The following is a 22,205-nucleotide window of genomic DNA, read 5'->3' as shown; positions in this document are numbered from 1 at the left end:
TGGAGACAAACCACTTTTATATGGACGATTGTAGTTTGTTTGCTTTTTTCCGGAACGCTGCTGATCGGGGCAACTTCGAGGTTGCACAAGACGATAGAGCCAAGTATAATCACGAATGAGTGCACCCGTCTACGTTAAGCACAGAAAATCATCTTGTATACATGGTCCTTATGTTATCATGCACTTCCTTTGAACCTTATTAACGATGTAAATGATTAAGACATATGTAGTTGTTCTCTGGTAAGTAGCTATCAATATGAAAAGCGTCTATTCCAAGCCCTCTCTACGAAAATACATTCGTGTCCTAGAGGCGGCTATACATGCAATATTAGAAAGGTGAATCTCCGGTTCAAGCTTATACTTCCTACATTAGTATTATAAGAAAATCGCTTTGCTGCGTCCTTCGTGTGCAATTTACGTTTGTGTGTGAAGGGACAGGTGTAGAAATCTGAGATTTCAGTCGCTGAAAAAGTCGTACTCTTATTGAAGTTAGTCTTGCCACTATAGGGATGCATCTTGCACCATATTCAAGACTTGACGAAAGTGAACCGATAGGTGCTCACCCATAAATAGATGGAAATTCTCCAGTTAATCTTAGGCCAAGAGAGCTTTTTCCGCAAATAACTGGAAATTCTCCCGCTAATTCCTTCATTTATTTAAAATTATCCTAATATTACCTAAAATAGAAGGGGTTTTTCCAGTTAAGTTGCCTCACTGAGGATGTAACGGGAGATTTAGCTCCAGAAATTCCAGTTAAACCATTCACTACAAGCTCGACGTCCTGATGAAGTTGTATTCGTACTTTTGCAGCCACTTTTCTAACAAGTAGGAAGCTAACATGTGCTTTGGTGAAATTAAAGTTTTCTTTTTTTGTCAAATCAGAGCGAAGCCCTGTATATAAACTTCTATTCAACTATGAAAAGCTTCTATTCGAAGCCTTTCGACTCAGATACACTCGTGCAATACGTCAATTTTTATTGCAATATCAAAATTTATAAGAAAAGCTCTGATCGAAGCCCTTTCGATGAAGATACTTCCGTGTCTTAGCGGTAGCTTTGCTTGCAATATCAGACTTCTTCAGCTCCGCTGAAAACTTTTAACGTCTGATATTATAAGAAAAGCTTCTAATCGAAGCCTTTCGACTCAGATACACTCGTGTCTTAGTTGTAGCTTTGCTTGCAATATCAGACTTCCTCAGCTCTACTGAAAACTTTTAACGTCTGATATTATAAGAAAAGCTTCTGATCGAAACCCTTTCGGAGGAAGATACATTCGTGTCTAAGCGGTAGCTTTGCTTGCAATATCAGACTTCTTCAGCTCCGCTGAAAACTTTTAACGTCTGATATTATAAGAAAAGCTTCTGATCGAAGCCCTTTCGAGGAAGATACATTCGTGTCTAAGCGATAGCTTTTCTTGCAATATCAGACTTCTTCAGCTCCGCTGAAAACTTTTAAGTCTAATTTTATAAATAAATATCGACTCGAGGTGTTCCTGGTGATAGAGCCCCATCATTCCGTTGCCTTCAATCCGCATCCAAGCAAAGGTGAATTATCCATACTGTTCAGTGGAAACTCCCAAACCAAGGCCTCTCATAAAGTAGGTCCGCAAGTTCTGGACTACTATTTAATCCATTATGTTGTCTCAGGTCGCGGAACCTTCCGTTGCATGGGTCATGACTACCATTTGGAGAAGGGAGGCAGCTTTGTTATATTTCCTGGTGAGCTGGTAAGTTATGTCTCCGATGAAACAGATCCTTGGAGCTACCGATGGGTCGGATTCAAAGGTACAAGAGCTGATGAATATCTACATAAATTAGGATTATCCCAGCATCAGCCTGTAAATGCCACTCAACCTAATCGCAAAATGAACGCATTGTTCTTCCAGCTTGAACAAACGCTTCACATAAGACAGTCTCACTGCGATATGCAGTCTCAAGGTTACTTGCGGCTTATTCTAGCCGAATACGCTCAGAAGCGGAGTAGTGCCGATGTGCCTGTCGAAGATTCACAGGGTATACAGCAGCAGGTTGAGCAAGCGATCCGTTGGCTTACCCTGCAGTACCACCAGCCTATTTCCATTGAACAGATGGCTCAAAGTCTTGGATACCACAGAACCCATCTTTCCAAAATGTTCAAGCAGCATACTGGAATGTCTCCCATGAATTTTTTACTTAAAATAAGGATGGAACGTGCTAAGCTGCTGCTCCAGGAGACTTTAACCATTGAACAAGTTGCCTCTTCTGTCGGGTTTAGCGACGCTCTTTATTTCTCCAAGCAATTCAGAAAATGGTTCGGCCGCTCCCCTTCCGACTATAGGCAGGATCAAACTACTAATCCTTATGATTGCAGACAATAGCAGCAATATTTCCCGGGGAATCATAGTAGATGCAAACCACCATCTCCTTTAGTACAAGTAGAAATTAATCGGCCCACAAAATATTGTCCGCATACTTAGAATAAGCCAATAAAGCCACTGCCAATAGGAGATTTGTGGTTGACCACCTTCTCAAAAAAAGCTAATCTTGGTTAAGGAGGGATGATAAGTGAAAAAAGGGTTAATATTCCTTTTTATACTACTACTAACCGTCCTCGGATCAAATACTGCAAAAGCAAAGGACGCTCCAGCCAGTACTCCAATTACTTATATTTTTGATCAGGTGAAGGTACTGTACGTTTTAGAATTTACAGCGCGTCCCTCCGGATCGGTGGAAGACAATAGCAATGTATTGACGATAGCCAAACCAGTTACCGGAAATGTTTATGGCAGCGTATCTGATTCAGTATACGGTAAGCCGCAGCCTGTGTCAGCAAACGAAATCCGCGTTTTATATGGGGTGGTGGAGCTCGGCAGCGGAGCAGCAGCCTTTACAGAAGAATTCATTAAAATCGATGGCGGCATTAGTTCGGCTCGGTCACTCGCAGGTGGAGGTAAACGGGATTTCTACGATTCCCAATATTCCCGCTTAAGAGCAATTAATACTTACTTCAACATTGGCAAGAAGCTAGAGGGCAACAAGGTAATTAAAGACTACAGCGTCCTGCCCAAACTATCAATCTAACCCGCTCCTTCGATGAATATTTGAACTTGAAAGAGATCTTAATTACGTTCAGTATGTCAGAGAAGCCGACTGATTTGTTATGGACAAAGCTTCTTTCGCAAAAATGGCAAGTCGATCTCTCCTCGATTCGGTATGTCGGAACCCAAACCGCTGTGAAATAACATGGGAGGTCATCTTATGAAGAAACCAAAAGCACTCCTATGCTATGTGCTTGTCCTCATGGTGATCTTTTGTAGCATAATGTCCACCTTCACGATTGAAGGCAACGCAAAAGGCGCGTCTACTTCCACTGATGACAAAATCCAAATGGCCGATACCTTGCTGAAGCTTAATTTGTTTCGAGGAACCGATAATGGCTACGAGTTGGAGCAAAGCTTTACTCGCGCCCAAGGTGCGGTCATGCTTTTGAGACTATTTGGGCTCGAATAGGCGGCCGAACAAGCCGCTGAGAAATCCGGCTTCCAAGATGTCCAGAGCCATTGGTCAGCAGCATATGTTTCCTATGCCTTTAACAAGGGCTATGTGCACGGTATCAGTGAAAATGATTATGCTCCTGACCAGCCAATGACCGGAGCGGAACTAACTGCACTTATTCTGCGGGCACTCGGCTATGTTGAAGCAGAACCTAACACGACTATCTCATTAGGCGTGATCAGCGGTCTCCTTACCGAATCGCAGGCTCAGAAGGTGAACGCTAAGGAAGTCAGCTTTGACAGAGGAGAGATGGTTGTCATAGCCTACCATGCATTGACCACGAAACTTAAAGGAAGCGAAAAGACACTGCTCTCCAAGCTAGTTGAAGACGATAAAGCGATAACCGTTCAGGCGGCAGCCGGAACTGGTCTGTATGTGGCTCCCTCCTACTCGAACGATCCGATGGATCAGATCGAAAAAGCGCTGCGAAACGTACTGGACGGCAAAAACTAATCACTTTGAGCCCATAGGTAAGCTCAAGTCTACCAAGTAATCGAGTAGGACCGAATGTAGACAAAGGAATGACGTTCCGCTAGTGAGCGGGGAGTGATTCCAAAAATATAGCAAAGAGTTCCAATTGTTTTTCCCACAGAGAAGTCTACCTATGCTGTATGAAAGCATGCTCGCTGAACACTTATACGCTGAAAATGTGAAAAAGCGCAAAATCCAGTCCACTGCCAAGTGATTGGTTTCTGCGCTTTTATAGCTCCTTATACAGAGAAGCTGTAGATAACAGGGTTCGTCTTTGCATTGATCAGATTCTGCCATTCCGATCGAGGAACAACATCTACAACAGCTTTGATTCCGATTGCCTTAAAATCAAGGTCCGGCACTTCCTCCAGCCTTAGGCGATCCGTCATAAGCCTATCCAGCAACCCAGGAAACTTCTCCTCCATTAGCTTAAGCCGGTATAAGCCGGTTTCAAAATCTTTACGTGATGCATTCACAGATCCTAAAATACATTTATTTTCCAGCACCAGCTCTTGATTTATGCGATCCGCGGAAATCTGCAGGCTCCGGTTCCCCGGCGTAACGCCCAGCAACGCTAACACGCCATTCGCTCCCAATGCCGTCATTCCCTCGAATGCCAGCGGGCTGTAGCCCGTGCATTCGAAGATCAGATCGGCGCGCTTGCCGCTCTGCTCCAGGAAGCCGCTGAGTGACTCAGCGGCTTCTCCTGTCCCCGCGCTGCCCGTGCCGCCTGCTTGTCGGTACTCCGCCCCGCAGGCGCGAACCAGCTCTGCCGCCGGCCCGTCTGCCGGCGACATGGACCAGACCACGGTGTCCAGGCCCAGACACCGACATGTGAAGGCCGCCAGCAAGCCTAGCGGCCCTGAGCCCAGCACAAACGCAGTTTTCGGCTGCCAGATCAGCCTCTGCTGAATGCGTTGAGCTTGATCCCACACCTTCTCGACTATGCTTTGAGGCTCTGTCAGCACACCGTAAGCCAAACATTCGTTTGGCACTTTAATCACATATCTGGCTTCCTCAACATAGAACTCGGATAAAAAACCGTGGCTGCCTTTAATTCCCCGCTCCACATACTGCCCGGTCTCACAAAAATCGGCATGACCGTTTCGACAATTCACACAGTCCGGAATCTTGCATGGACGTCTAACCAGGGCACAGACCAGATCGCCTCGCATCAGACCGCTTTCCTCTCCGGCTTCCTCAACTACACCCAAAGATTCATGGCCAATGGTCAATTCCGATTCACCTTTTGGAGGTATACCATACTTCTCGGTCATCAATTCCCGATCCGTGCCGTCCAAGCCAATGCACAGCACACGGACCAGCACTTCATCAGACTGTTTTCGTACCGGCTGCTCTATCTCGCTCAGCTCTAGCCTCACTTTTGACTCATGGTCCGCAAGGCCACTCCCAGCCGTTTTCATTATTGATTTATTTCCAACTGCCTTTGCACCCGATTGTCCATCTACACTACGGCTGTCTAATCCTGCTTTCGTCTCCGCAGCAGCTGCTTCAGCTTGAAGCCCTCGCAACCGTACCGTCTTCATCGCTGAACACCAGCTCCCGCCAAAAGCTTGGCATCGCTGACATCTTCTTTGCCGCCACCTTTGTTTTTAAGCATCTTCAGCTTAGACAAATACTCCTGAACTACTTTGACAAAGGATGCATGTGACCAAGTCAAAGGCGAGACCGACATGGGGTTACCTGTAAAGGGATGAACTTGCTCCGCCAGTACACCGCTTGGAAGAGCATGGCTCATCGTCCAACGAATCAAGTCCGCTGCTTCCTTCAAACCCTCCTCCGTTTTGGCAGCCGCAATCACCCATTCCGCATACCACAGAGTGCATATAAACCAAGGATTACCAGGCACTTTACCAACATCCTTGGTGACTTGATGGTAATAATCGTCGCTGTAGCGAGCGATCCCCCCCACTTCAGTTTGCACCCATAGCTGATTTCGGATGGCCATCATTGTTGCCGTGATACGAGGATCCTCCGCATCAAACATCTCAAAATCAAATAGCGAATAAAGGCTTGCATCCAAAGTCAAATCCTGCTCATACTTGCTTTTTTCCCTGTTCCAGTACAAAGATCGTACAAAGCGTTTATCCTGCTCCGAATACATCTGCTTCTCAACAGCGCTCTTCACCTTAGCTGCCGTATCCCTATAATGTATGGCCCGAGCCTCGTCTTTAAAATAATCGGCAAAATTAGCCGCAGCTAGCAAACCTGCATATACACTGGAGACGGTAAAGGCATGAACCCCATAGCGCTCCTCCCACAAGTCGTACGATGGGAGCGGCAAGCTTGAGGCATCCCTGTACCTGATCATAAAATCCGCTGCAGGAATAACCAGTTTATCGTAATCCTCTCTGGCGTCATCCATTGATTTGGCTAGCTGGTGATGATGCCATAACGTATAAATAACAAGCGCTGTCTCATCCTCTTGAATAGGCAGCTGCTTCTCCCCGGCCGTATTCACCCACGGATGCCAGCTCGACCCAGGCGAGCCGTCCGGGTTGTATTTATGCTGCAAATAACCATCTTCCGTAATAGCTCGTCTACAAAATTGATAAAAGGGCGACGTTAGCTTTGTAAAACCCGAGCGGTCCAATGCATGTGCAATCAAAGCACCGTCACGCGGCCACATATAAGAATAAGTATCCTTGGCAAACTTCAAAATATCCGAGTCGTTAGCCGCAATAATTGCGCCGCGGTTATCCATATTGCTCCTAATTATGAGGAGACTTCTCTTATAGAAGGAAACCATTTCCGGCTCCAGCAGATCTAATTCATGCTGATCCTGCACCAACCACTCCTTCCAATAGTTATATGTTCGTTGCAAAAGCGCTTGTGGAGTCGCCTCTCGAACATTATTTTCCAGCTTGCGAACCTGTTTCAGCTCAGTACCAAAACAAATCCAGAACCATGCCTGCTTGGAACCATTCGCCGGAAGTGTGAGTGTTAGCTCTATGGTTCCATCAACAGCCCCTTGTGCTATCGGATTGTAGCCCAGCTTACCGTCTTCGGCGTCCCTCCATGTGCCCTCAAGCCCATTGAAGCCTTTTTGTCCAATAGCGTAACCGCTGCAATACGGCATATTTTTCTCATTCGTCCAACTTGATAAGGTCATATATCGATGCCCTTTATAATAGACAAGCGAGTGAAGATCGGGATCATAATAAATCGTGTTTCCAATACCGTTTCCGCATAAATCCACATCCAAATGAAAATATAGCTTGACGATTCGCTCCTTATCCCAGGAGTTAGTAATATTCACCTTGCGAAGAAACACATTCTCTTGCGCATCCACACCATCCCGTATTTGCATCTTCAAACCTAACCGTTCGTGTGCTCCTTCCACATGGCTAATCATCGAATCATTTAAGTAAGTGGCTTGTTTGGTATATTCGGGATGATCAATCCAGAAGAAACCTTCATTAGTCCAAACACCAAAATGCGAGAGATGCTCTGCTGCTTGATTTTCCTGACCTACGTAAGGGAAATAAATATCCCGCAAATTATATTGCGTATCGAAATTCACTAATACTTTTCCATTTCCAAGAGGTAAATCACGTGCCATCTGCATAATCCTCCCTTATCGTATTTATAGCAAATCTGCATCATGAGTTAATACCATTCCAACTAAATTTTGCCGAAAATACCAACAAATTATTCGCCTCAGTTCAATTAGTTTCTCCACAGCCGTCAATTCCATTATTATCCTGTAACACAAAAAAAGCACTTTGGCTGCTCCCATGTGCTTACGGTTAGTTTCTTCAATTAGTAGCTGTTATTTGCGCTTTCTGCCATGTTTGACTAGCGTCATCCGCCTCGAATGCCTTAACCAGGAATAATACGCTTTCAAATCGCGAAGCTGAATATCTTCGGAAATTTTCCCGAGAAAGGTTACTATAATCATTTTGTATAAAGGATTTCCCGCTATGTCGGTTTCGTCCTTCAGCATCATAAACTCAGCAACTACGACTAAATCCTCATCAATTAAGTATACATCTTTCTCGTTCTCATAATAGGGTTGAATTCTTTCATTTTTCAAAGCATCCCAAATATACGAACATATATAATCAATGCCGCTCTGATCATTTCCAATTCTTTCGGTCCAGCGTGACAGGGCATGGCTGGTTATGACGATATCAGCAATTTTGAATCCATTGAATTGTATATAAAAAGGCTCGTAGGTGCTCCAGCGGTTCATGATCTTGTCTCTCATCAACAGGATCCCCCTTCTTGTTGTAGTAGGCCGTCTTTATTCATTAAATGTAGTATTTATACAACATTGCGTCAAGGCTTACATCCGTATATTAATAATATTTTAGAAACTCATTGCACTATTTTTATGTTACAAAATCATTACATTTTTTTTACAAACCTATTTCATTTACCGAATTTGTCCTATACAATATATGTAGAGAGAGGTGAAAATTTTGGGGGAATCTATTCCAAATTTCGGTCAATTTTTAGAAGGTTTACGAGGTAATATGTCATTAAGAGAAGCAGCCAAAAAATGCGGCCTTTCACACGCTTATATTCGCGATTTAGAATTGGAAAAAAATCGTTCAACGAACGAAAAAATCACCCCCTCGCCTGGCACTTTAAAAAAGCTTTCGGGGGCTTACGGTTACCCATACACGGAGCTTATGATAAAAGCGGGACATTTAATGGAACAAGACGTCTCCGTATCATCTCTATCAACTATTCAGGTAGATTTGACCGATGTATTGTATATCGAGATAGGAATGAAAGAGATTTATTGCTTAAACCAACATTCGAGGATAAAAAAGAACATGGATTCACTAAAAGATTTCATTCAGTTTCTTGAGCTAATAGACAAGCATGATTTTAAAAAGGTAGATACTGATGTTTATGCAAGCTTTCAACAAATACGCAATTATGATGAACACCTCGGCAAGCTGTATTTTGATTCAAAAGGAACAGGTCTGTCTGTTACCATGTCTGAGCCCTATCAACGCAAATACCACGAATTGATTTTTCCCCAAATTGCCAAAAACAATAGAACCAACCTTGAGTTTACTTTCGGTAATAAAAACAGCCTGCAAACACTCTTATCTTCGGTAGACTAAACCGTTACAATCACCTAATGTTGTGAAATTAACCCATTTGCAAGCGCTTCATTCGACAATTTTCTGCTTGTACATTACAAAAATCTAATATAAACTGAAAATGTAGTCTACTAAAGTAATGTTTTTGAAATATTTTCCATTAAATTCATTCACAAAGACAACATGATCTTACATAAGGAGAACAAACCGTGTCGATTCCCTTGTTAATCAAATTCTTTTTCTCAACCATCGAGTTGATTGCAGTAACTACATTCGCTTTATCTATATTTCGTTTTCCGTTGAAGTATCATTTCTCCAAGATATTAGCTATTTCAATTGCTATGTCTATTACAGCTTTTTATTTACGAGAGATCGCTATGCTTAAAAACTATGCAGTCCTCAGCATGCTTTCAACAGAAATGATCATGATAACGCTTCTCTTTAGTCTGCCTCTCTATTATTCATTAGTTATAACCATCATTGGCTTTATGCTAGCAGGTATTATTGAATATGCTGTTATGATGGCTGCAACCTGGTTGAATCTTACAAACGCAGCGGTAGCAAGAACTAACTTCATCCACTCAAGTTCAGTGTTCCTGATCACTGCAATAATTGTAACGCTTATGACCATCTATATAAGATATAGAAAATTCGGTTTTATGTTTATGGCTAATAAACTCACAATGAACCAAGCCATAAAAAAGTATAACTTTGCTTTATCTGCTGTAATTGTTGTATTTATATTAATCATTCAATTAACCTCCTTATCCTATAATAATTTCTCTATACATTCCTTTATCCTAATTATTCTATCTATCTTCTGTGTAATAGGAATTTCGATAGCATACAAGCATAATAAAAAATTGATTAATGATAAACATGAAAGGTTGAAGAAACGATGAATTTCATCGACAAATCGGCCACATTAATTGCTTCCTCAATAAGAAAAAACAATCCGCAAGCAGCTTCACAAGCCGTTTTATTTTACGCTCTTAGCCTATTAATAAATGTTACCCTCACTATTATTATAGTTATTTTCATTTCTTCTTTTACTAATCACCTATCCAAAGCTTTATTAGTCATATTGTGTTATACCTTACTACGTATTGTTAGCGGTGGAGCCCATCTAGCTTCATCATTAGCTTGCTGCATAGCATCATCTATTATTTTCATCACAGCTTCCCATTTGGAATACGACTTTTTTTACATAGGCTTTATATTAAATACTGCAGCTTTACTTATTCTATTAAAAACAGCACCTCAAGGCATAGAGGATGTAAGTCGAATAGACAAAAAGTATTACCCTCTATTGAAGCTTATTTCTGTTGTTATCGTTTTTTCTAACTATTATTTTCAGATGGATCTTTTATCAACTGCGTTTTTCATACAAGCTTTGCACACCACAAAGCTGTTTGAAAATAGTATCCACTATTTAGAAAGGAGGGTTTCGCTATGAAAAAATGGTTCGCCATCATTGCTAACTCTGCTCTAGTTACTATCGCTGCAATATTTGTAACTACTAATTCTTTGTGGGATAATCGACCTGAAACACCATTGGAATTGTTGAAAAAATAATACTAAAATCGGCTGCCAGCCTACCCCTGGCAGCCGATCCAATCCTTCTCTTTGGAGCTGAGTCTTTATGCAGAAAATTCCCGTTACTCGAGATGGCAAGAGAGGGTCAGAGATTATTATTATTGATTCGAGCGAAGTTATAAAAATCGAACAAATCCGCGACCGATCTATAGTCATTCATACAAAAGACCAGCACTACTATCTGGATCTCTCATTTGATAACTTGGAAGAATGGTTATTTGAAGATGGATTCCGGTTTCTGGACAGCGCAAACCTAGTGAATATGAACCATGTCGGTGAATATGACTCTAAAAAAGGCATTGTTTATCTCGACAAACAAGATCGCAAATATTCCAAAACCGCTTCCGCTGCCCGAATACATAAGGATCATATTTATAATGTTATGCAAATAATGGAAACTACTGATCCTAGCAACACTCAACAAGATCAAGCTGAACAAGACGAGCTGTTTGCCAAAATTATTAGTGAAACGAAGGATGAACAGCTTCTTCGATCCTATGCTACTATTCGTGCAGTCAATGAACGCAAACGTGCCGAACAAAAAATTGTTCATATGGCTTATCACGACTCATTGACAAATTTACCAAATCGCCTTCATTTTGATGAAAGGCTTAAAACCAGCTTCGAAAATGCCGAACAAACCGGTGGTAAAATGGCCGTTATTTTTTTCGACCTTGATCGCTTCAAAGTCATTAACGACACTCTTGGCCATCATGTTGGCGACCAATTGCTGCAGCTATTAGCCCAGAAGCTTCAGATTTATGTGAAGGAAAAAGATATCGTAGCTCGCTTCGGCGGCGATGAATTTATCATATTGCTATCAGATATTGCACATATTGATGAAGCTGCCCAATTCGCCAAAGGAATCCCTGAGTTATTAAGGGAACCTTTCATCATTGAAAATCAGGAGCTCTTCGTAACAGCGAGCATAGGAATAAGTCTATACCCCCATGATAGTACTGACGTGAAAACCTTACTGAAAAACGCAGACATTGCCATGTACCGCTCCAAAGAGAAAGGTGGGAATTCGTATCATTATTATCAACCGGAAATGAACAAACGTTCCTTGCATAGATTAAATTTGGAGATTCATCTTCGCAAAGCGCTGGAGCGTGACGAATTTCGCATATTTTATCAGCCAATTGTAGATTTGAGCAATGGAAAAATTTATGGCATGGAATCTTTAATACGTTGGGTTCACCCTGAATGGGGCATGATCTCTCCTGCGGAGTTCATCCCTCTTGCCGAGGAAACCGGTTTAATAATACCAATTGGTAATTGGGTACTAAAACAATCCTGTCTTAATAATAAAAAATGGCAGAACATTGGGCATCCTCCCCTATGTGTCTCTGTCAATATTTCCGCCATACAATTTCACCAGCCTCAATTTGTTCAGCTTGTAGAGAAGACATTAGAGGAAACCGGCTTGGAGCCTAAACTTCTCTGCTTGGAAATAACCGAGAACGTCGCCATGACTAATATCTCTTATATTATAGACACCATGCAAAAGCTGAGAGCACTTGGAGTTCGAATCTCCATTGATGATTTTGGAACAGGCTACTCTTCGTTTAGTTATTTGAAACGCTTTAGGGTCCACACCTTAAAAATCGATCAATCCTTTATACGCGATGTGACAGTCGATGAAGAAAATGCAGCTATCGTAACAGCGTTAATCGCTATGTCCCGTCAATTGAAAATTAAATCATTGGCTGAAGGTGTGGAAACTCAAGAGCAGTTGGACTTCCTTATCAATCAAGGCTGTGATGAGGTACAAGGCTATGTTTTTAGCAAGCCGATGCCTGCTCATGAATTTGAACTTATGATCAAAGAAAACAAACAGCTGTACCAAATGTAAATAAGAGGAAAAAGTCCAGTGGTTTACTGAAACTTTTTCCTCTTATTTACGTTTATAACATTGAAGCTACCGACATTTGAAAGGACAAAATTCATGGCAACCCAAATTTCACCGAATACGAATACTGGCGGCAGTTCAAAACCGAAACCTCAATCACCTAAAAAAACAAAGAAATCATCTGCGCTTCTAACCTTATTTTTGTATACGGTAAGTGTTTTGCTACTCATGGGAATGATATTCAGCTTTTGGTTCTTTATGACAAATTCCGGTTCCAATCTCCGCTTCTTGATGGCTGACACTTTAATTACAACACAGCATCGGCATTGGGCGGCATACTTAATCGGGCAAGAAGAATTGGAACGCCGTGTTAATCGTTATTGGCAGCAGTTCGATAACTTCGCAGAGGTCAAGGATCAGCAGCTAGTCCATGTAAGCAAGCCGGACAACTCAGTTAAGCCAGTTGAAAAAAAGCCATTAGTAGAGATCGAGCCGATATCAGGCACCAATTTCAAAGGACATCTAATGATAGTGAATGACCCCAAGAAACTAAGAATTGCAGTTCCTGGTGCGCCTGGAAAAGGTGAAAAGGTATCATCCATGGTCAAACGCCTTGGGGCGGAGGCAGGCGTAAACGCAGGAGGTTTCGTCGATCCGGAATGGATGGGCAACGGCTTTCAACCAACCGGACTTGTAATATCAGGCGGCACCATCTTTTATAATGATGGAGGGATGAATACCGCGAACCATATCGTTGGTATTGATAAAGACGGACGTATGATTGCCGGCAAATACAAGCCTACGGAGCTTCTGCAGATGGGTGTTCAAGAAGCGGTTACCTTTGCACCTCGCTTTATTGTTAATGGCGTCGGTCAAATTAAGAACCAGGCCGACGGCTGGGGTATCGCGCCTCGAACAGCAATGGCACAGAAGGAAGATGGCACCATCATGTTCGCAATCATAGACGGCAGGAAACCGGGTCATAGTATCGGCGCAACCTTATTCGATATTCAAAAAATATTTCTGGAGCATGGAGCCGTAACAGCTGCAAATCTGGATGGAGGTTCTTCTACCGTTCTAGTGCATGATAATAAAATAATAAACCGTCCATCCAGTGAGTACGGCGAACGTTTCTTGCCTACGGCATGGCTCGTATTCGATAACCCCAAATCAGCGGATATCCGAAATATTTGGCAAGGGCTTGATCCTAGTAAAATTGACCCCTCCAAATGGTAATAGGTCGTTAATATCCGTTTCAAAAGAAACAAGAAGCCTCCTAAAACCGGAGGCTTCTTGTTTCTTTTATTCATGAAGTTAACCAGCTTATTTTTCGTTTTCTTCACTTTCTACAACTGTAGCGGCAACTGGAGCTTCCAGGGATTCCAAGTTCTCAGCCTTGCCGTTTTTCCAAGAAAGAGCTGTTTCCTTGGCTTTTCCCGCCCATTCTGAAGTTTGGCGACCGATCGTTTGTACAGCAAGCTGTGTCTTATCACTTATCGTGCCAGCGATTTGCTTGGATTTGTCAGCTACTGTCCCCGCTACCTGCTGCGTTTTCTCAGATACATTGTGTACTCCATCCGAGATATCAGCTCTCAGCTCACGACCCGATTTAGGGGCAAATAGTAACGCTGTAACAGCTCCTAATAATGTACCTACAACGGCTCCGATCAATAAATCTTTTCCTCTTTTATCCGCTGCCATTTCATTCATCTCCTTCATTGTTGTTCATTCGTCTGTGCTTTTGCTTTGGAGGATTTGGAGTCCTGCCACCTTTGCCATAGCTGCATGCTGATGGAAGTAAGCTCTAAAATATCGCGCATCGTATCTTTATTGCTATGAAGGGTACTGCTCGCCTCTGTTACTGTATCCGACAAAGTACGCGAAACAAGTTTTACAGATTGGGACAAACGGCTGGCCGCTGCTCCTGTCTGCTCCATTGCCTCTACAAAACCATTAGCAGCTTTGATTCTCTCTTGTACGTCCTCTACTACCTGTTGAGTTAATTGGATCAAATGCTTCGATTCCACCGCTGTCTGTTCGAGCTTCATTTGCAACTGACTGAGCGTACTATAAGTCTCCTTGATGGTCCTGCGAGTCTCGATTAACGTTGGGATCAGAAATCCGATTAAAACGACTACAGCTATCGAAACAATAAGAACTGCTATTTGCCAAAGCATGTGCCTCCCCCCTCCCGACAAGCAACTGCCCTAGACGAATGCCTATGGAATAGTACATTATAAGTCGGAGGTGTTCATTTTGACACTGATTATCCGAATTTATCCTAACTTTTTTGTCAGATCGTTGAGTCACTGTTTGAAATGATCAAAAAGAATGTCATAATAGATCTATAACTTGGGGATGAGGTGCATATATGAATCGGGAACAAGGCTTACAGCTAGTTGAACAAACTCGTATTATTGCTATTGTACGTGGTGTGGAGGAACAACATATCACCGGAGTAGCTCAAGCATTGCTGGATGGTGGCGTTCGAGTCATGGAAATTACTTTAAACACTCCTGGCGCTACTAAGATGATTGCACAGCTGCAGGAGCAATTTGGGGAACAGATGTATGTAGGCGCAGGAACTGTGCTTGATATAGACGATACGAAAAAGGCTATTGAAGCTGGTGCTTCATATTTGGTAACGCCTAATATTGATGAAGATGTGATTCGCTATGCGGCCGAGCAAGGAATTCCTATATTTCCTGGTGCCATGACTCCTACCGAAATTGTGAAGGCTTGGAAAGCCGGCGCAACAGCGGTAAAAATTTTCCCTGGCGCAAGTCTCGGCATAGGATACATAAAAGAGCTGCAAGGACCTCTTAACCATATCCCAATGGTTGCTGTAGGAGGAGTTAGCGAGGACAATATCGCGCAGTTTATTCAAGCGGGATGTCACGGCGTTGGAATCGGAGGATCTCTGGTCAATCTGAAGGAGATCTCAGCCGGCAATTACGGTTGGGTTAAAGATAAAGCATCACGACTAGTGGCAAATGCAAGAGTTTGAATAAATACAACAGATGGAGCGTCTATCCCTGGAGGATAGGCGCTTTTTTATAGTACAAGCCTTGATATGTTTTCAGCTCTAATATCACATGAAAAAAGCTGCAAGTTATTATTTACAACGTAACAATGTTATGTTACACTGTTTTCACCAGGAGGTATCGATGTATGGAAACTCAATTAATATCAAAAAAGGAACTGCTTGAATTGACAGGCCTCTCTTATGGCCAGCTATATCGTTGGAAACGAAAAAATTTAATTCCCGAAGACTGGTTTATAAGAAAATCCGCTTTCACCGGACAGGAAACCTTTTTTCCTAAGGACAAAATACTTGGACGGATCGATAAAATAAAAAATATGAAGGACGATTTATCGCTGGATGAATTGGCTAACTTATTATCACCAAATGCTGCGGAAATTTCTCTTACCAAACAGGAGTTAATAGAACGTAACATTGTTTCATCGAATAGCCTTGAGTTTTATTGTGAGCGCCAAGGCCATTCAGATTCTTTTGACTTTGAACGCATTTTACAGCTCTTTATTTTTGATAAAATGCTTCACACCGGTGAAATTAGTCTTGATGAGGGCTTTCTGCTGCTGCAGGTTATGAATGAACATTATCCCAAGCTGCAGGGAAACAACGGCGAGTTAATTTTTATCCGGAAAATGGGCTTCTCTACTTTTTTATTAGCCGAAGTTCCTGCAAATGTTTATTTCGAACCTAATATTCGAGTCGTTGCCCGATTGCTTTTGTCCAACTGCATGGAAGAATTAAAATTTAAAATGAACTGATGGAGGAATAGGATATGACAAACAATGATGTTCGAGGCGATCTTATTATTTCTGGAAGCGGCAGCACCGCCGGCGGTATATTCGATAATGTAAAAATCAACGGAGAAGGAACTATTTCGGGAGATATCGAGAGCAACGAATTCAAAACCAATGGAAGCTCACGCACCCAGGGCAATGTGAAATCCAAGGTCATTAAAGTGAACGGTATTGCCCGAATAGAAGGAAATGTTGAAGCTGAGCAATTGAATGTTAACGGTCAGTCAGATATTGGGGGCGATGTTGCCGTCAGGTCCCTCAAGCTGCAAGGAAAATCAGAAATTGGCGGTAATCTGACAGGCGACCTGTTGGAAATTGGCGGTGAATTGAAGGTGCAGAGAGATTGTGCCGCAGAAACATTTTTATATAAAGGAAGCTTTCTAATTAGTGGTATGCTTAACGCTGGAAAAATAGATATTCAATTGTTTGGCCCGTGCAAGGTTAGAGAAATTGGCGGTGAAACAATCAGTGTGAAACGTACCGGATTGGGGCTTAGCCTCCACAAGATCATTCATTCTTTATTTATTCCCGGCTTTGAAGACCGCCTGAACGTCGATACTATAGAAGGTGACGATATTTATCTCGAATATACAACGGCAAAGGTTGTTCGCGGCAATCGCATTAACATTGGTCCAGGCTGTGAAATCAATCATGTGGAGTACAAGGATCATTTTGAACAGATTAAAGGCACTCAGGTGAAGGAATTTAGCAAAATTTAAACTTAGCAGCTTCAAATAAGAAAAGCTTCTATTCGAAGCCCTCTCGATGAAGATACATTCGTGTCTTAGCGGTTGCTTTTCTTGCAATATCAGACTTGTTCAGCTCCGCTGAAAACTTATAAAGTCTGATATTATAAAAAACCATCGTCGACGCATGCTGCGTAGAGATGGTTTTATTTATCTTTTTCTTGAATAATATAGGAGCATTTAATACCGCCTTTGACTAGGCATTCCGTGCGCTCGACATCGGCGTTGAGAAGGCTTTTGAACATCATTAGCTCACATTGGCAAGCATGATTATATTGATTGGCAACTTGAGAAATCGGACAATTATGTTCATTAATGACAAAATGTCCTTCTTTTGTTGCGGCCCAATCTACCATATACCCATTGGAGTTTTGAATGTCAGCCAAAGTTTTGACTCTTTCTTCCAGCGGCTTCCCCTGCATCTGTTCTTCGTAGCGTTGAACCATTCGTTCCTTACGACGTTCGAATAAGCGTTCAACCTGCTGCTCTCCCGCTTCCGAAACCAATTCGCCCAATAAATCCAGAGTCAAATGATGATATTTCTTAGGAAATAGCTCGTCTGCCTGTTCTGTCAACGAGTACAGATTGGTCGGCCGCCCCATCGCCTGCCGCACCAGCTTCGCTTCGATCAGACCATCACGTTCCAGCGTGTTCAAATGTCTCCGAACTGCCATCTCCGTTATGCCTAGCTGCTTGGCCATGTCGCTAACGGTAAGGGAGCCCTGTGTCTTCAACATGGTCAATATGACTTTTCGTGTGGATACATCCATCTCCTGGTTCATCTGGTCCTTTCACCGCCTTTTCAAACAAACCTTGCATCGATCAGAACAGACTGATAAGCAAGTTATTACAGCTATTGTATACGAATATCAACTATAAGTAAATTAATATACTAAAATGTATCAAAAATACTATTACAGGAAAATGCTAACAAGCTTCTGCTCGTAATAAACGTTGTATTTCCTGAATTCACACCATTTCCTTGCGAATAAATACAGGCACTGCCTCAGCAAACGAAGTGAGTGCGTCTGGCAGCTCGCAGATTAAAGGATGCAGACTCTCCCTCGGGAAAACAGTAAAATCCTGAACGAGCGGCTTACGAAGCTGAACAAGCTGGCGCAAAATGGCTCCAAGGCTATGTTCAAATACACCTTCGCCTTGAAGAATTTCAATAATATCCTCATAGCTGCTGGCATCTCGCATCATAAAGGCGTCGATCAAGAGACTTCCGATATCCGTTACCGTTTCAATTGCCAGATGCAGCGTACGTTCTTGAGCAAAATGCAGCAGCAAGCGATCACTTTCAGAAGTGCTCTCCCACTGGGCAGCTAATCGTTCACATGACTCTGACAACGTGGGTATAAATTGCAATCGCAGCTCCACTTGCTCGTGATTCACATAATACATGGGCGTTATCTCCGTTTCTTCTTCTTCCATCTGGACCATAATATGATGGCTGGAAAACTTAGAATGACAAGTACAATCAATAAAGCGGCCTGACTTAAATATTCATAACTTAATTTAGCTGTCATGATTCCATAGACTCCTTCGTATTACCATGCCGCCAATAAGCCCAATGATTGGTTGGTCCATGCCCCCCGCCAATCCCCAACTCATAACGGATAGCTAGCGTAATAAAATGTTTGGCCGTTTGCACAGCATCAAACAGACTGCTTCCTTTGGCAAGCTCCGCTGTAATAGCAGCAGAAAAAGTACAGCCCGTACCATGGGTATGACGGGTTTCATACCGCGATGCGGTAAGTAAATGAAACTGCTCACCGTCGTACAATACGTCTGTCGGGTCCCCGCTGCTATGCCCGCCTTTTACCACTGCAGCTCCGGCACCAAATTGCTGTACGATTCTGAGAGCTGCCTCCTTCATATCATGGATCGAAGTTATTTGCATACCTGTAATCACTTCTGCTTCTGGAATATTCGGCGTTACCACTGAAGCTAACGGCAGCAGTTTGCTGCGCAGAGCATCCTGCGCGTTATCAGCTAACAAGCTTGCTCCGCCCTTCGCTATCATCACTGGATCAACTACCAGCTTCGTAATCTTATGCTTAATTACCTGTTCAGCTACTAATTCGATTACTGAGGGCTGCGACAGCATGCCTGTTTTTACCGCATCTACTCCGATATCGCTCACAACCGAATTTATCTGCCCTTCAATTCCTTCTAACGGGATATCATAAATACCGTTTACACCCAATGTGTTCTGGGATGTAACTGCCGTAATAGCCGACATCCCGTAAACCTCAAGCATTTGAAATGTTTTGAGATCCGCTTGAATACCGGCTCCACCTCCGCTGTCCGAACCGGCTATCGTTAACGCTTTATATATTTGTCCCATTTTCTTAAGCTCCCTTTCCTGACCTTTCCCAAACTTACTCATTCCAGTGTATCTATCCCTATTACTACCGTCAAGTTCACCGTTTCTTGATTTTTTTATGACAACTTGGGCAAACGCTTTGACGGTCTTAACAGGCTGCGCTATGATGAAACTATTGATCTGTTATTTCATAAAATTAATTAAGGAAGTGTGCTTGTAATGAAGAAGCACGAGCTGCATGTCATAACGACCGGTAAGCAGAAGCTGACCGAAGTGGCAGCTATTGCCACTCAAAGCCCTACACATCTCATTGATGTCTTGCATCTGAGGGAAAAACAATGCGGCGCCAGGGAGCTTGTCGACTGGTATCATACATTGCAGCCGTTATTTGATTCTACAGCTATTTATATGAACGATCGGCTTGATGCGGCTTTGGCCGTAGGCGCCCCCGGCGTCCAGCTCGCCTATAACAGCCTTAGTATAACTCAGAGCCGGCGTATATTGCCTGCCAGCGTACGCATTGGCTGCTCCGTGCACTCGGCCGAGGAGGCCGCTGCCGCTGCTCAGCAGGGCGCCGATTATGTCCTGTATGGACATATCTTCGACTCGAGCTCCAAGCCCGGCTTGCCGCCCCGCGGCATCGCTGCCTTGAGTGAAGTAGTCGATGCCTGCTCCATACCGGTAATAGCTATCGGCGGAATCGAACCGGACAATGTCGATGAAGTGCTGTCCACGAGATGCTCAGGCATAGCCGTGCTCTCCCAGATCCTGCTGCATCACGATCCAGCAGGTCAGCTTGTTAGATTTCATGAAATGCTGGGACAAACCAGTCATATTCCAAAGCATAGCCTTATGAAATAAGCACTACTAAAGCGAAGCTCTTAGGAGGAGTTACCATTGAATAGCAGCAACAGAACCGCGCTAATTATCGGGGGAGGCATTATTGGCTGCAGCATAGCATTTGAGTTATTGCGAGCAGGTATAAAGTGCACCCTTATAGATAAAGGCGCACTCAACAAAGAAGCTTCCACAGCAGCTGCAGGTATGCTGGGAGCACAGGTAGAAATTCATCATCCCGGTGCATTCTACGATCTTTGCAAATGGAGTCAGCAGCTGTACCGCAATTGGACGCAAGATCTATTAGACACCGGAGGAATTTCTCCGCAATACATAGATAAAGGAATACTTAGGGCCGCACTAACCGAGGAGGATGAGCTGGAGCTGTTGAGCCGCCTGCCGTGGATTCACAATGCGGAATGGCTCACCGCAAAGGAAATGCGCGCAATAGAGCCCTGCTTATCTCATGAAATACGAGGAGGACTAAGCTTCCAGCAAGATCATCAGGTACATCCAGTTCATCTGGCGCAGGCTCTCCAAGCAAGCATACATAAGCTAGGCTGTGATATTCGCGAGTGGACGCCAGCGTTTGGCCTAATTGAACGCAGTGGACGAATCCAAGGCGTCCGGACGGCTGAAGGCGAACTATTGGCCGATCAGGTTATCATTGCTTCTGGAGCCTGGTCGTCCGCCTTGACCGAACCGTTCGGATTGAAGCTCCCGTTATTTCCAGTTAAAGGCCAATGCATCTCTTTAAGAACGGCTGCGCCTGTAATAAGCAGCACTGTCTTTACAAAAGGCTGCTACATCGTCCCTAAGCAGGATGGCAGTATGATCATAGGAGCAACTCAGGAGGAATGCGGTTACGACAAACGCTGCCAAGCCTCCGTTATCGGCACGCTCCACACCGCGGCTACCAAGCTGCTGCCCGAACTCGAGCAAGCTGAGTTCGTCAGCACTTGGGCCGGCTTGCGTCCAGGCACACCCGATGACCTCCCGTATATTGGCCGCTCTGAAACCATGCCAGGCTTAATCATGGCAGCTGGTCATTATCGCAATGGCATTCTGCTTGCACCCGCAACAGGTTTATTGATCAAGCAGCTCATAATGGAGGAACCGACTAGAATCAACCTTACGCCTTTCACTCCTGATCGTGTATTAACTCCATTGCAGCAGATTAACTAAATTGCTTGAAACGGGCTAGTAATGCCCATTTACGCTCAAAACGGCGCTTATATTTGGGCAGCCCGCGGTACAGCTCAACCGTGTCACGGTAAGCACCGCGGGCTTCTTCTTTGCGTCCCAAACGTTCATACAGCTGACCCAAACGGTAATAGGCCTCGCAAGAGGATGAATTTACTTCTTTGAACTGCTCCAAATAAGCTATGGCCTTCGTTGGATTCTGATCTGCCCATGCCTCGGCTAATCGCAAATAAGGCTCTCCATATTTGACCCGGGGGTTCATTTCAACAGCCTCCAGCAGCAATTGCTCTCCCGGCTCCAATTGGCCTAGCTTCAGCCTACATAAGCCAAGCTCCGCTCGAACCTCAGCAGAATCATCAATAACAGAAGCAACCTGCTCCAGCAGCTCTGCTGCTTCCACATATTGCTTGCGTTCCATTAATACCCTTGCCAATTCCAGCTTTGATGAGTTTTGATGAGGACTCAAGCGCAGCTCCTGGCGCAATCTGGATAGCTTTCTTGCTCTCTGAATTGGTTTTAAAATATTAGGAGTGAGACCAATAAAACGTCGGTCCAGCGCATAAAAAATAACCAGCAGAACAAGAATCGCCACAATGGGACTTCCTGTCAGCCAAGTTAACAAGAAAAATAACAGCACCTTGCTCATTTATTTATAATGCCTCCCCAGTCTGTTTTTTACCAATCATTGTAACATAAATTGTTCATTTATTTGTGTATAAAAGCG

At 43.5% G+C, this 22,205-nt stretch carries 23 protein-coding genes and 1 pseudogene; 15 read left to right on the top strand and 9 right to left on the bottom strand.

All coding sequences use genetic code 11. The features are described 5' to 3' along the window. The first annotated feature begins 1,494 nt into the window (after positions 1–1,494). The 4 genes and pseudogenes from ACFQ0C_RS14720 to ACFQ0C_RS14705 form a co-directional block, all read left to right on the top strand. Positions 1,495–2,355, top strand: a complete 861-nt coding sequence (locus tag ACFQ0C_RS14720) for an AraC family transcriptional regulator (protein ID WP_379367862.1) — start codon at positions 1,495–1,497, stop codon at positions 2,353–2,355. Between the two features lie 187 nt (positions 2,356–2,542). Continuing rightward, positions 2,543–3,058 carry a hypothetical protein gene (locus ACFQ0C_RS14715; RefSeq protein WP_379367861.1) on the top strand — a complete coding sequence of 172 codons (516 nt, stop codon included), beginning with the start codon at positions 2,543–2,545 and terminating at the stop codon, positions 3,056–3,058. Between the two features lie 177 nt (positions 3,059–3,235). Next, positions 3,236–3,487: a hypothetical protein gene (locus ACFQ0C_RS14710; protein WP_379367860.1), complete on the top strand. Its 252-nt coding sequence runs from the start codon at positions 3,236–3,238 to the stop codon at positions 3,485–3,487. Between the two features lie 42 nt (positions 3,488–3,529). Continuing rightward, positions 3,530–3,985 (top strand): annotated as a pseudogene (locus ACFQ0C_RS14705) (S-layer homology domain-containing protein); the annotation flags it as partial. A 257-nt stretch (positions 3,986–4,242) separates the two neighbouring features. Here ACFQ0C_RS14705 and ACFQ0C_RS14700 read toward each other — a convergent pair. From ACFQ0C_RS14700 to ACFQ0C_RS14690, 3 genes are all read right to left on the bottom strand, one after another. Then, on the bottom strand, positions 4,243–5,550 hold the full coding sequence (locus tag ACFQ0C_RS14700; protein ID WP_379367859.1) for a glucose 1-dehydrogenase: 1,308 nt from the start codon (positions 5,548–5,550) through the stop codon (positions 4,243–4,245). After that, on the bottom strand, positions 5,547–7,586 hold the full coding sequence (locus ACFQ0C_RS14695) for a glycoside hydrolase family 15 protein (protein ID WP_379367858.1): 2,040 nt from the start codon (positions 7,584–7,586) through the stop codon (positions 5,547–5,549). The genes ACFQ0C_RS14700 and ACFQ0C_RS14695 overlap by 4 nt, the downstream gene beginning before the upstream one ends. Before the next feature lie 210 nt (positions 7,587–7,796). Next, positions 7,797–8,234 (bottom strand): hypothetical protein, encoded by a 438-nt coding sequence (locus ACFQ0C_RS14690; protein ID WP_379367857.1) that lies wholly within the window; start codon positions 8,232–8,234, stop codon positions 7,797–7,799. 214 nt (positions 8,235–8,448) lie between these two features. Here ACFQ0C_RS14690 and ACFQ0C_RS14685 point away from each other — a divergent pair, with 214 nt between their 5' ends. The 6 genes from ACFQ0C_RS14685 to ACFQ0C_RS14660 all read left to right on the top strand — a co-directional run bounded on the left by ACFQ0C_RS14685 (position 8,449) and on the right by ACFQ0C_RS14660 (position 13,768). Continuing rightward, a complete protein-coding gene (locus tag ACFQ0C_RS14685) occupies positions 8,449–9,105 on the top strand; it encodes a helix-turn-helix domain-containing protein (RefSeq protein WP_379367856.1) in 657 nt (218 codons plus the stop codon). Positions 9,106–9,293: 188 nt separating this feature from the next. Next, positions 9,294–9,986: a hypothetical protein gene (locus tag ACFQ0C_RS14680; RefSeq protein WP_379367855.1), complete on the top strand. Its 693-nt coding sequence runs from the start codon at positions 9,294–9,296 to the stop codon at positions 9,984–9,986. Then, a complete protein-coding gene (locus ACFQ0C_RS14675; protein WP_379367854.1) occupies positions 9,983–10,540 on the top strand; it encodes an accessory gene regulator B family protein in 558 nt (185 codons plus the stop codon). The genes ACFQ0C_RS14680 and ACFQ0C_RS14675 overlap by 4 nt, the downstream gene beginning before the upstream one ends. After that, positions 10,537–10,659, top strand: a complete 123-nt coding sequence (locus ACFQ0C_RS14670) for a cyclic lactone autoinducer peptide (RefSeq protein WP_258212640.1) — start codon at positions 10,537–10,539, stop codon at positions 10,657–10,659. Before ACFQ0C_RS14675 ends, ACFQ0C_RS14670 begins: the two co-directional genes overlap by 4 nt. A 67-nt stretch (positions 10,660–10,726) precedes the next feature. After that, on the top strand, positions 10,727–12,535 hold the full coding sequence (locus ACFQ0C_RS14665) for an EAL domain-containing protein (RefSeq protein ID WP_379367853.1): 1,809 nt from the start codon (positions 10,727–10,729) through the stop codon (positions 12,533–12,535). Positions 12,536–12,628: 93 nt separating this feature from the next. Then, positions 12,629–13,768, top strand: a complete 1,140-nt coding sequence (locus tag ACFQ0C_RS14660; protein ID WP_379367852.1) for a phosphodiester glycosidase family protein — start codon at positions 12,629–12,631, stop codon at positions 13,766–13,768. 87 nt (positions 13,769–13,855) lie between these two features. Here the strand turns inward: ACFQ0C_RS14660 and ACFQ0C_RS14655 are convergent, their stop codons facing one another. Together ACFQ0C_RS14655 and ACFQ0C_RS14650 are read right to left on the bottom strand one after the other, a co-directional pair. Next, positions 13,856–14,233 (bottom strand): YtxH domain-containing protein, encoded by a 378-nt coding sequence (locus ACFQ0C_RS14655; protein WP_258212638.1) that lies wholly within the window; start codon positions 14,231–14,233, stop codon positions 13,856–13,858. Between the two features lie 14 nt (positions 14,234–14,247). Next, positions 14,248–14,709 (bottom strand): DUF948 domain-containing protein, encoded by a 462-nt coding sequence (locus ACFQ0C_RS14650; RefSeq protein ID WP_379367851.1) that lies wholly within the window; start codon positions 14,707–14,709, stop codon positions 14,248–14,250. A 194-nt stretch (positions 14,710–14,903) separates the two neighbouring features. Between ACFQ0C_RS14650 and ACFQ0C_RS14645 the strand changes: the two genes are divergently transcribed. From ACFQ0C_RS14645 to ACFQ0C_RS14635, 3 genes are all read left to right on the top strand, one after another. Beyond that, positions 14,904–15,539, top strand: a complete 636-nt coding sequence (locus ACFQ0C_RS14645) for a bifunctional 4-hydroxy-2-oxoglutarate aldolase/2-dehydro-3-deoxy-phosphogluconate aldolase (RefSeq protein WP_258212636.1) — start codon at positions 14,904–14,906, stop codon at positions 15,537–15,539. 164 nt (positions 15,540–15,703) lie between these two features. After that, a complete protein-coding gene (locus ACFQ0C_RS14640) occupies positions 15,704–16,327 on the top strand; it encodes a YhbD family protein (protein WP_379367850.1) in 624 nt (207 codons plus the stop codon). A gap of 14 nt (positions 16,328–16,341) precedes the next feature. Beyond that, positions 16,342–17,082, top strand: coding sequence for a bactofilin family protein (locus ACFQ0C_RS14635; protein ID WP_379367849.1), 741 nt, complete (start codon positions 16,342–16,344; stop codon positions 17,080–17,082). A gap of 173 nt (positions 17,083–17,255) precedes the next feature. On the opposite strand, the gene ACFQ0C_RS14630 is transcribed toward ACFQ0C_RS14635, so the two are convergent. From ACFQ0C_RS14630 to thiD, 3 genes are all read right to left on the bottom strand, one after another. Beyond that, positions 17,256–17,891 (bottom strand): helix-turn-helix transcriptional regulator, encoded by a 636-nt coding sequence (locus ACFQ0C_RS14630; RefSeq protein WP_379367848.1) that lies wholly within the window; start codon positions 17,889–17,891, stop codon positions 17,256–17,258. Positions 17,892–18,078: 187 nt separating this feature from the next. Further along, positions 18,079–18,516 carry a DUF86 domain-containing protein gene (locus tag ACFQ0C_RS14625; protein WP_379367847.1) on the bottom strand — a complete coding sequence of 146 codons (438 nt, stop codon included), beginning with the start codon at positions 18,514–18,516 and terminating at the stop codon, positions 18,079–18,081. 121 nt (positions 18,517–18,637) lie between these two features. Further along, positions 18,638–19,462 (bottom strand): bifunctional hydroxymethylpyrimidine kinase/phosphomethylpyrimidine kinase, encoded by an 825-nt coding sequence (gene thiD, locus ACFQ0C_RS14620; RefSeq protein WP_379367846.1) that lies wholly within the window; start codon positions 19,460–19,462, stop codon positions 18,638–18,640. A 198-nt stretch (positions 19,463–19,660) separates the two neighbouring features. Between thiD and ACFQ0C_RS14615 the strand changes: the two genes are divergently transcribed. Together ACFQ0C_RS14615 and thiO are read left to right on the top strand one after the other, a co-directional pair. Beyond that, the gene (locus ACFQ0C_RS14615) at positions 19,661–20,302 is read left to right on the top strand and encodes a thiamine phosphate synthase (protein ID WP_379367845.1); all 642 of its coding nucleotides are present in this window, start codon (positions 19,661–19,663) and stop codon (positions 20,300–20,302) included. A 36-nt stretch (positions 20,303–20,338) separates the two neighbouring features. Beyond that, a complete protein-coding gene (gene thiO / locus ACFQ0C_RS14610) occupies positions 20,339–21,463 on the top strand; it encodes a glycine oxidase ThiO (protein WP_379367844.1) in 1,125 nt (374 codons plus the stop codon). Here the strand turns inward: thiO and ACFQ0C_RS14605 are convergent. Further along, positions 21,456–22,127 carry a tetratricopeptide repeat protein gene (locus ACFQ0C_RS14605; RefSeq protein ID WP_379367843.1) on the bottom strand — a complete coding sequence of 224 codons (672 nt, stop codon included), beginning with the start codon at positions 22,125–22,127 and terminating at the stop codon, positions 21,456–21,458. The genes thiO and ACFQ0C_RS14605 overlap by 8 nt on opposite strands. Positions 22,128–22,205: the final 78 nt, after the last annotated feature.

Origin of the sequence: Paenibacillus sp. GCM10027630, from assembly GCF_042676305.1 — a bacterium.
In the GTDB taxonomy this organism is placed as follows: domain Bacteria; phylum Bacillota; class Bacilli; order Paenibacillales; family NBRC-103111; genus Paenibacillus_S.
This window is presented reverse-complemented; position numbering and strand designations above follow the sequence as displayed.

Coding starts and splice junctions, on each gene's coding strand:
- ACFQ0C_RS14660 (WP_379367852.1), top strand. CDS start 12,629: ATGGCAACCCAAATTTCACCGAATACGAATACTGGCGGCAGTTCAAAA.
- ACFQ0C_RS14655 (WP_258212638.1), bottom strand. CDS start 14,233: ATGGCAGCGGATAAAAGAGGAAAAGATTTATTGATCGGAGCCGTTGTA.
- ACFQ0C_RS14640 (WP_379367850.1), top strand. CDS start 15,704: ATGGAAACTCAATTAATATCAAAAAAGGAACTGCTTGAATTGACAGGC.
- ACFQ0C_RS14665 (WP_379367853.1), top strand. CDS start 10,727: ATGCAGAAAATTCCCGTTACTCGAGATGGCAAGAGAGGGTCAGAGATT.
- ACFQ0C_RS14635 (WP_379367849.1), top strand. CDS start 16,342: ATGACAAACAATGATGTTCGAGGCGATCTTATTATTTCTGGAAGCGGC.
- ACFQ0C_RS14615 (WP_379367845.1), top strand. CDS start 19,661: ATGAAGAAGCACGAGCTGCATGTCATAACGACCGGTAAGCAGAAGCTG.
- ACFQ0C_RS14690 (WP_379367857.1), bottom strand. CDS start 8,234: ATGAGAGACAAGATCATGAACCGCTGGAGCACCTACGAGCCTTTTTAT.
- ACFQ0C_RS14605 (WP_379367843.1), bottom strand. CDS start 22,127: ATGAGCAAGGTGCTGTTATTTTTCTTGTTAACTTGGCTGACAGGAAGT.
- ACFQ0C_RS14625 (WP_379367847.1), bottom strand. CDS start 18,516: ATGTATTATGTGAATCACGAGCAAGTGGAGCTGCGATTGCAATTTATA.
- ACFQ0C_RS14695 (WP_379367858.1), bottom strand. CDS start 7,586: ATGGCACGTGATTTACCTCTTGGAAATGGAAAAGTATTAGTGAATTTC.
- ACFQ0C_RS14670 (WP_258212640.1), top strand. CDS start 10,537: ATGAAAAAATGGTTCGCCATCATTGCTAACTCTGCTCTAGTTACTATC.
- ACFQ0C_RS14675 (WP_379367854.1), top strand. CDS start 9,983: ATGAATTTCATCGACAAATCGGCCACATTAATTGCTTCCTCAATAAGA.
- ACFQ0C_RS14710 (WP_379367860.1), top strand. CDS start 3,236: ATGAAGAAACCAAAAGCACTCCTATGCTATGTGCTTGTCCTCATGGTG.
- thiD (WP_379367846.1), bottom strand. CDS start 19,462: ATGGGACAAATATATAAAGCGTTAACGATAGCCGGTTCGGACAGCGGA.
- ACFQ0C_RS14700 (WP_379367859.1), bottom strand. CDS start 5,550: ATGAAGACGGTACGGTTGCGAGGGCTTCAAGCTGAAGCAGCTGCTGCG.
- ACFQ0C_RS14650 (WP_379367851.1), bottom strand. CDS start 14,709: ATGCTTTGGCAAATAGCAGTTCTTATTGTTTCGATAGCTGTAGTCGTT.
- ACFQ0C_RS14645 (WP_258212636.1), top strand. CDS start 14,904: ATGAATCGGGAACAAGGCTTACAGCTAGTTGAACAAACTCGTATTATT.
- ACFQ0C_RS14630 (WP_379367848.1), bottom strand. CDS start 17,891: ATGAACCAGGAGATGGATGTATCCACACGAAAAGTCATATTGACCATG.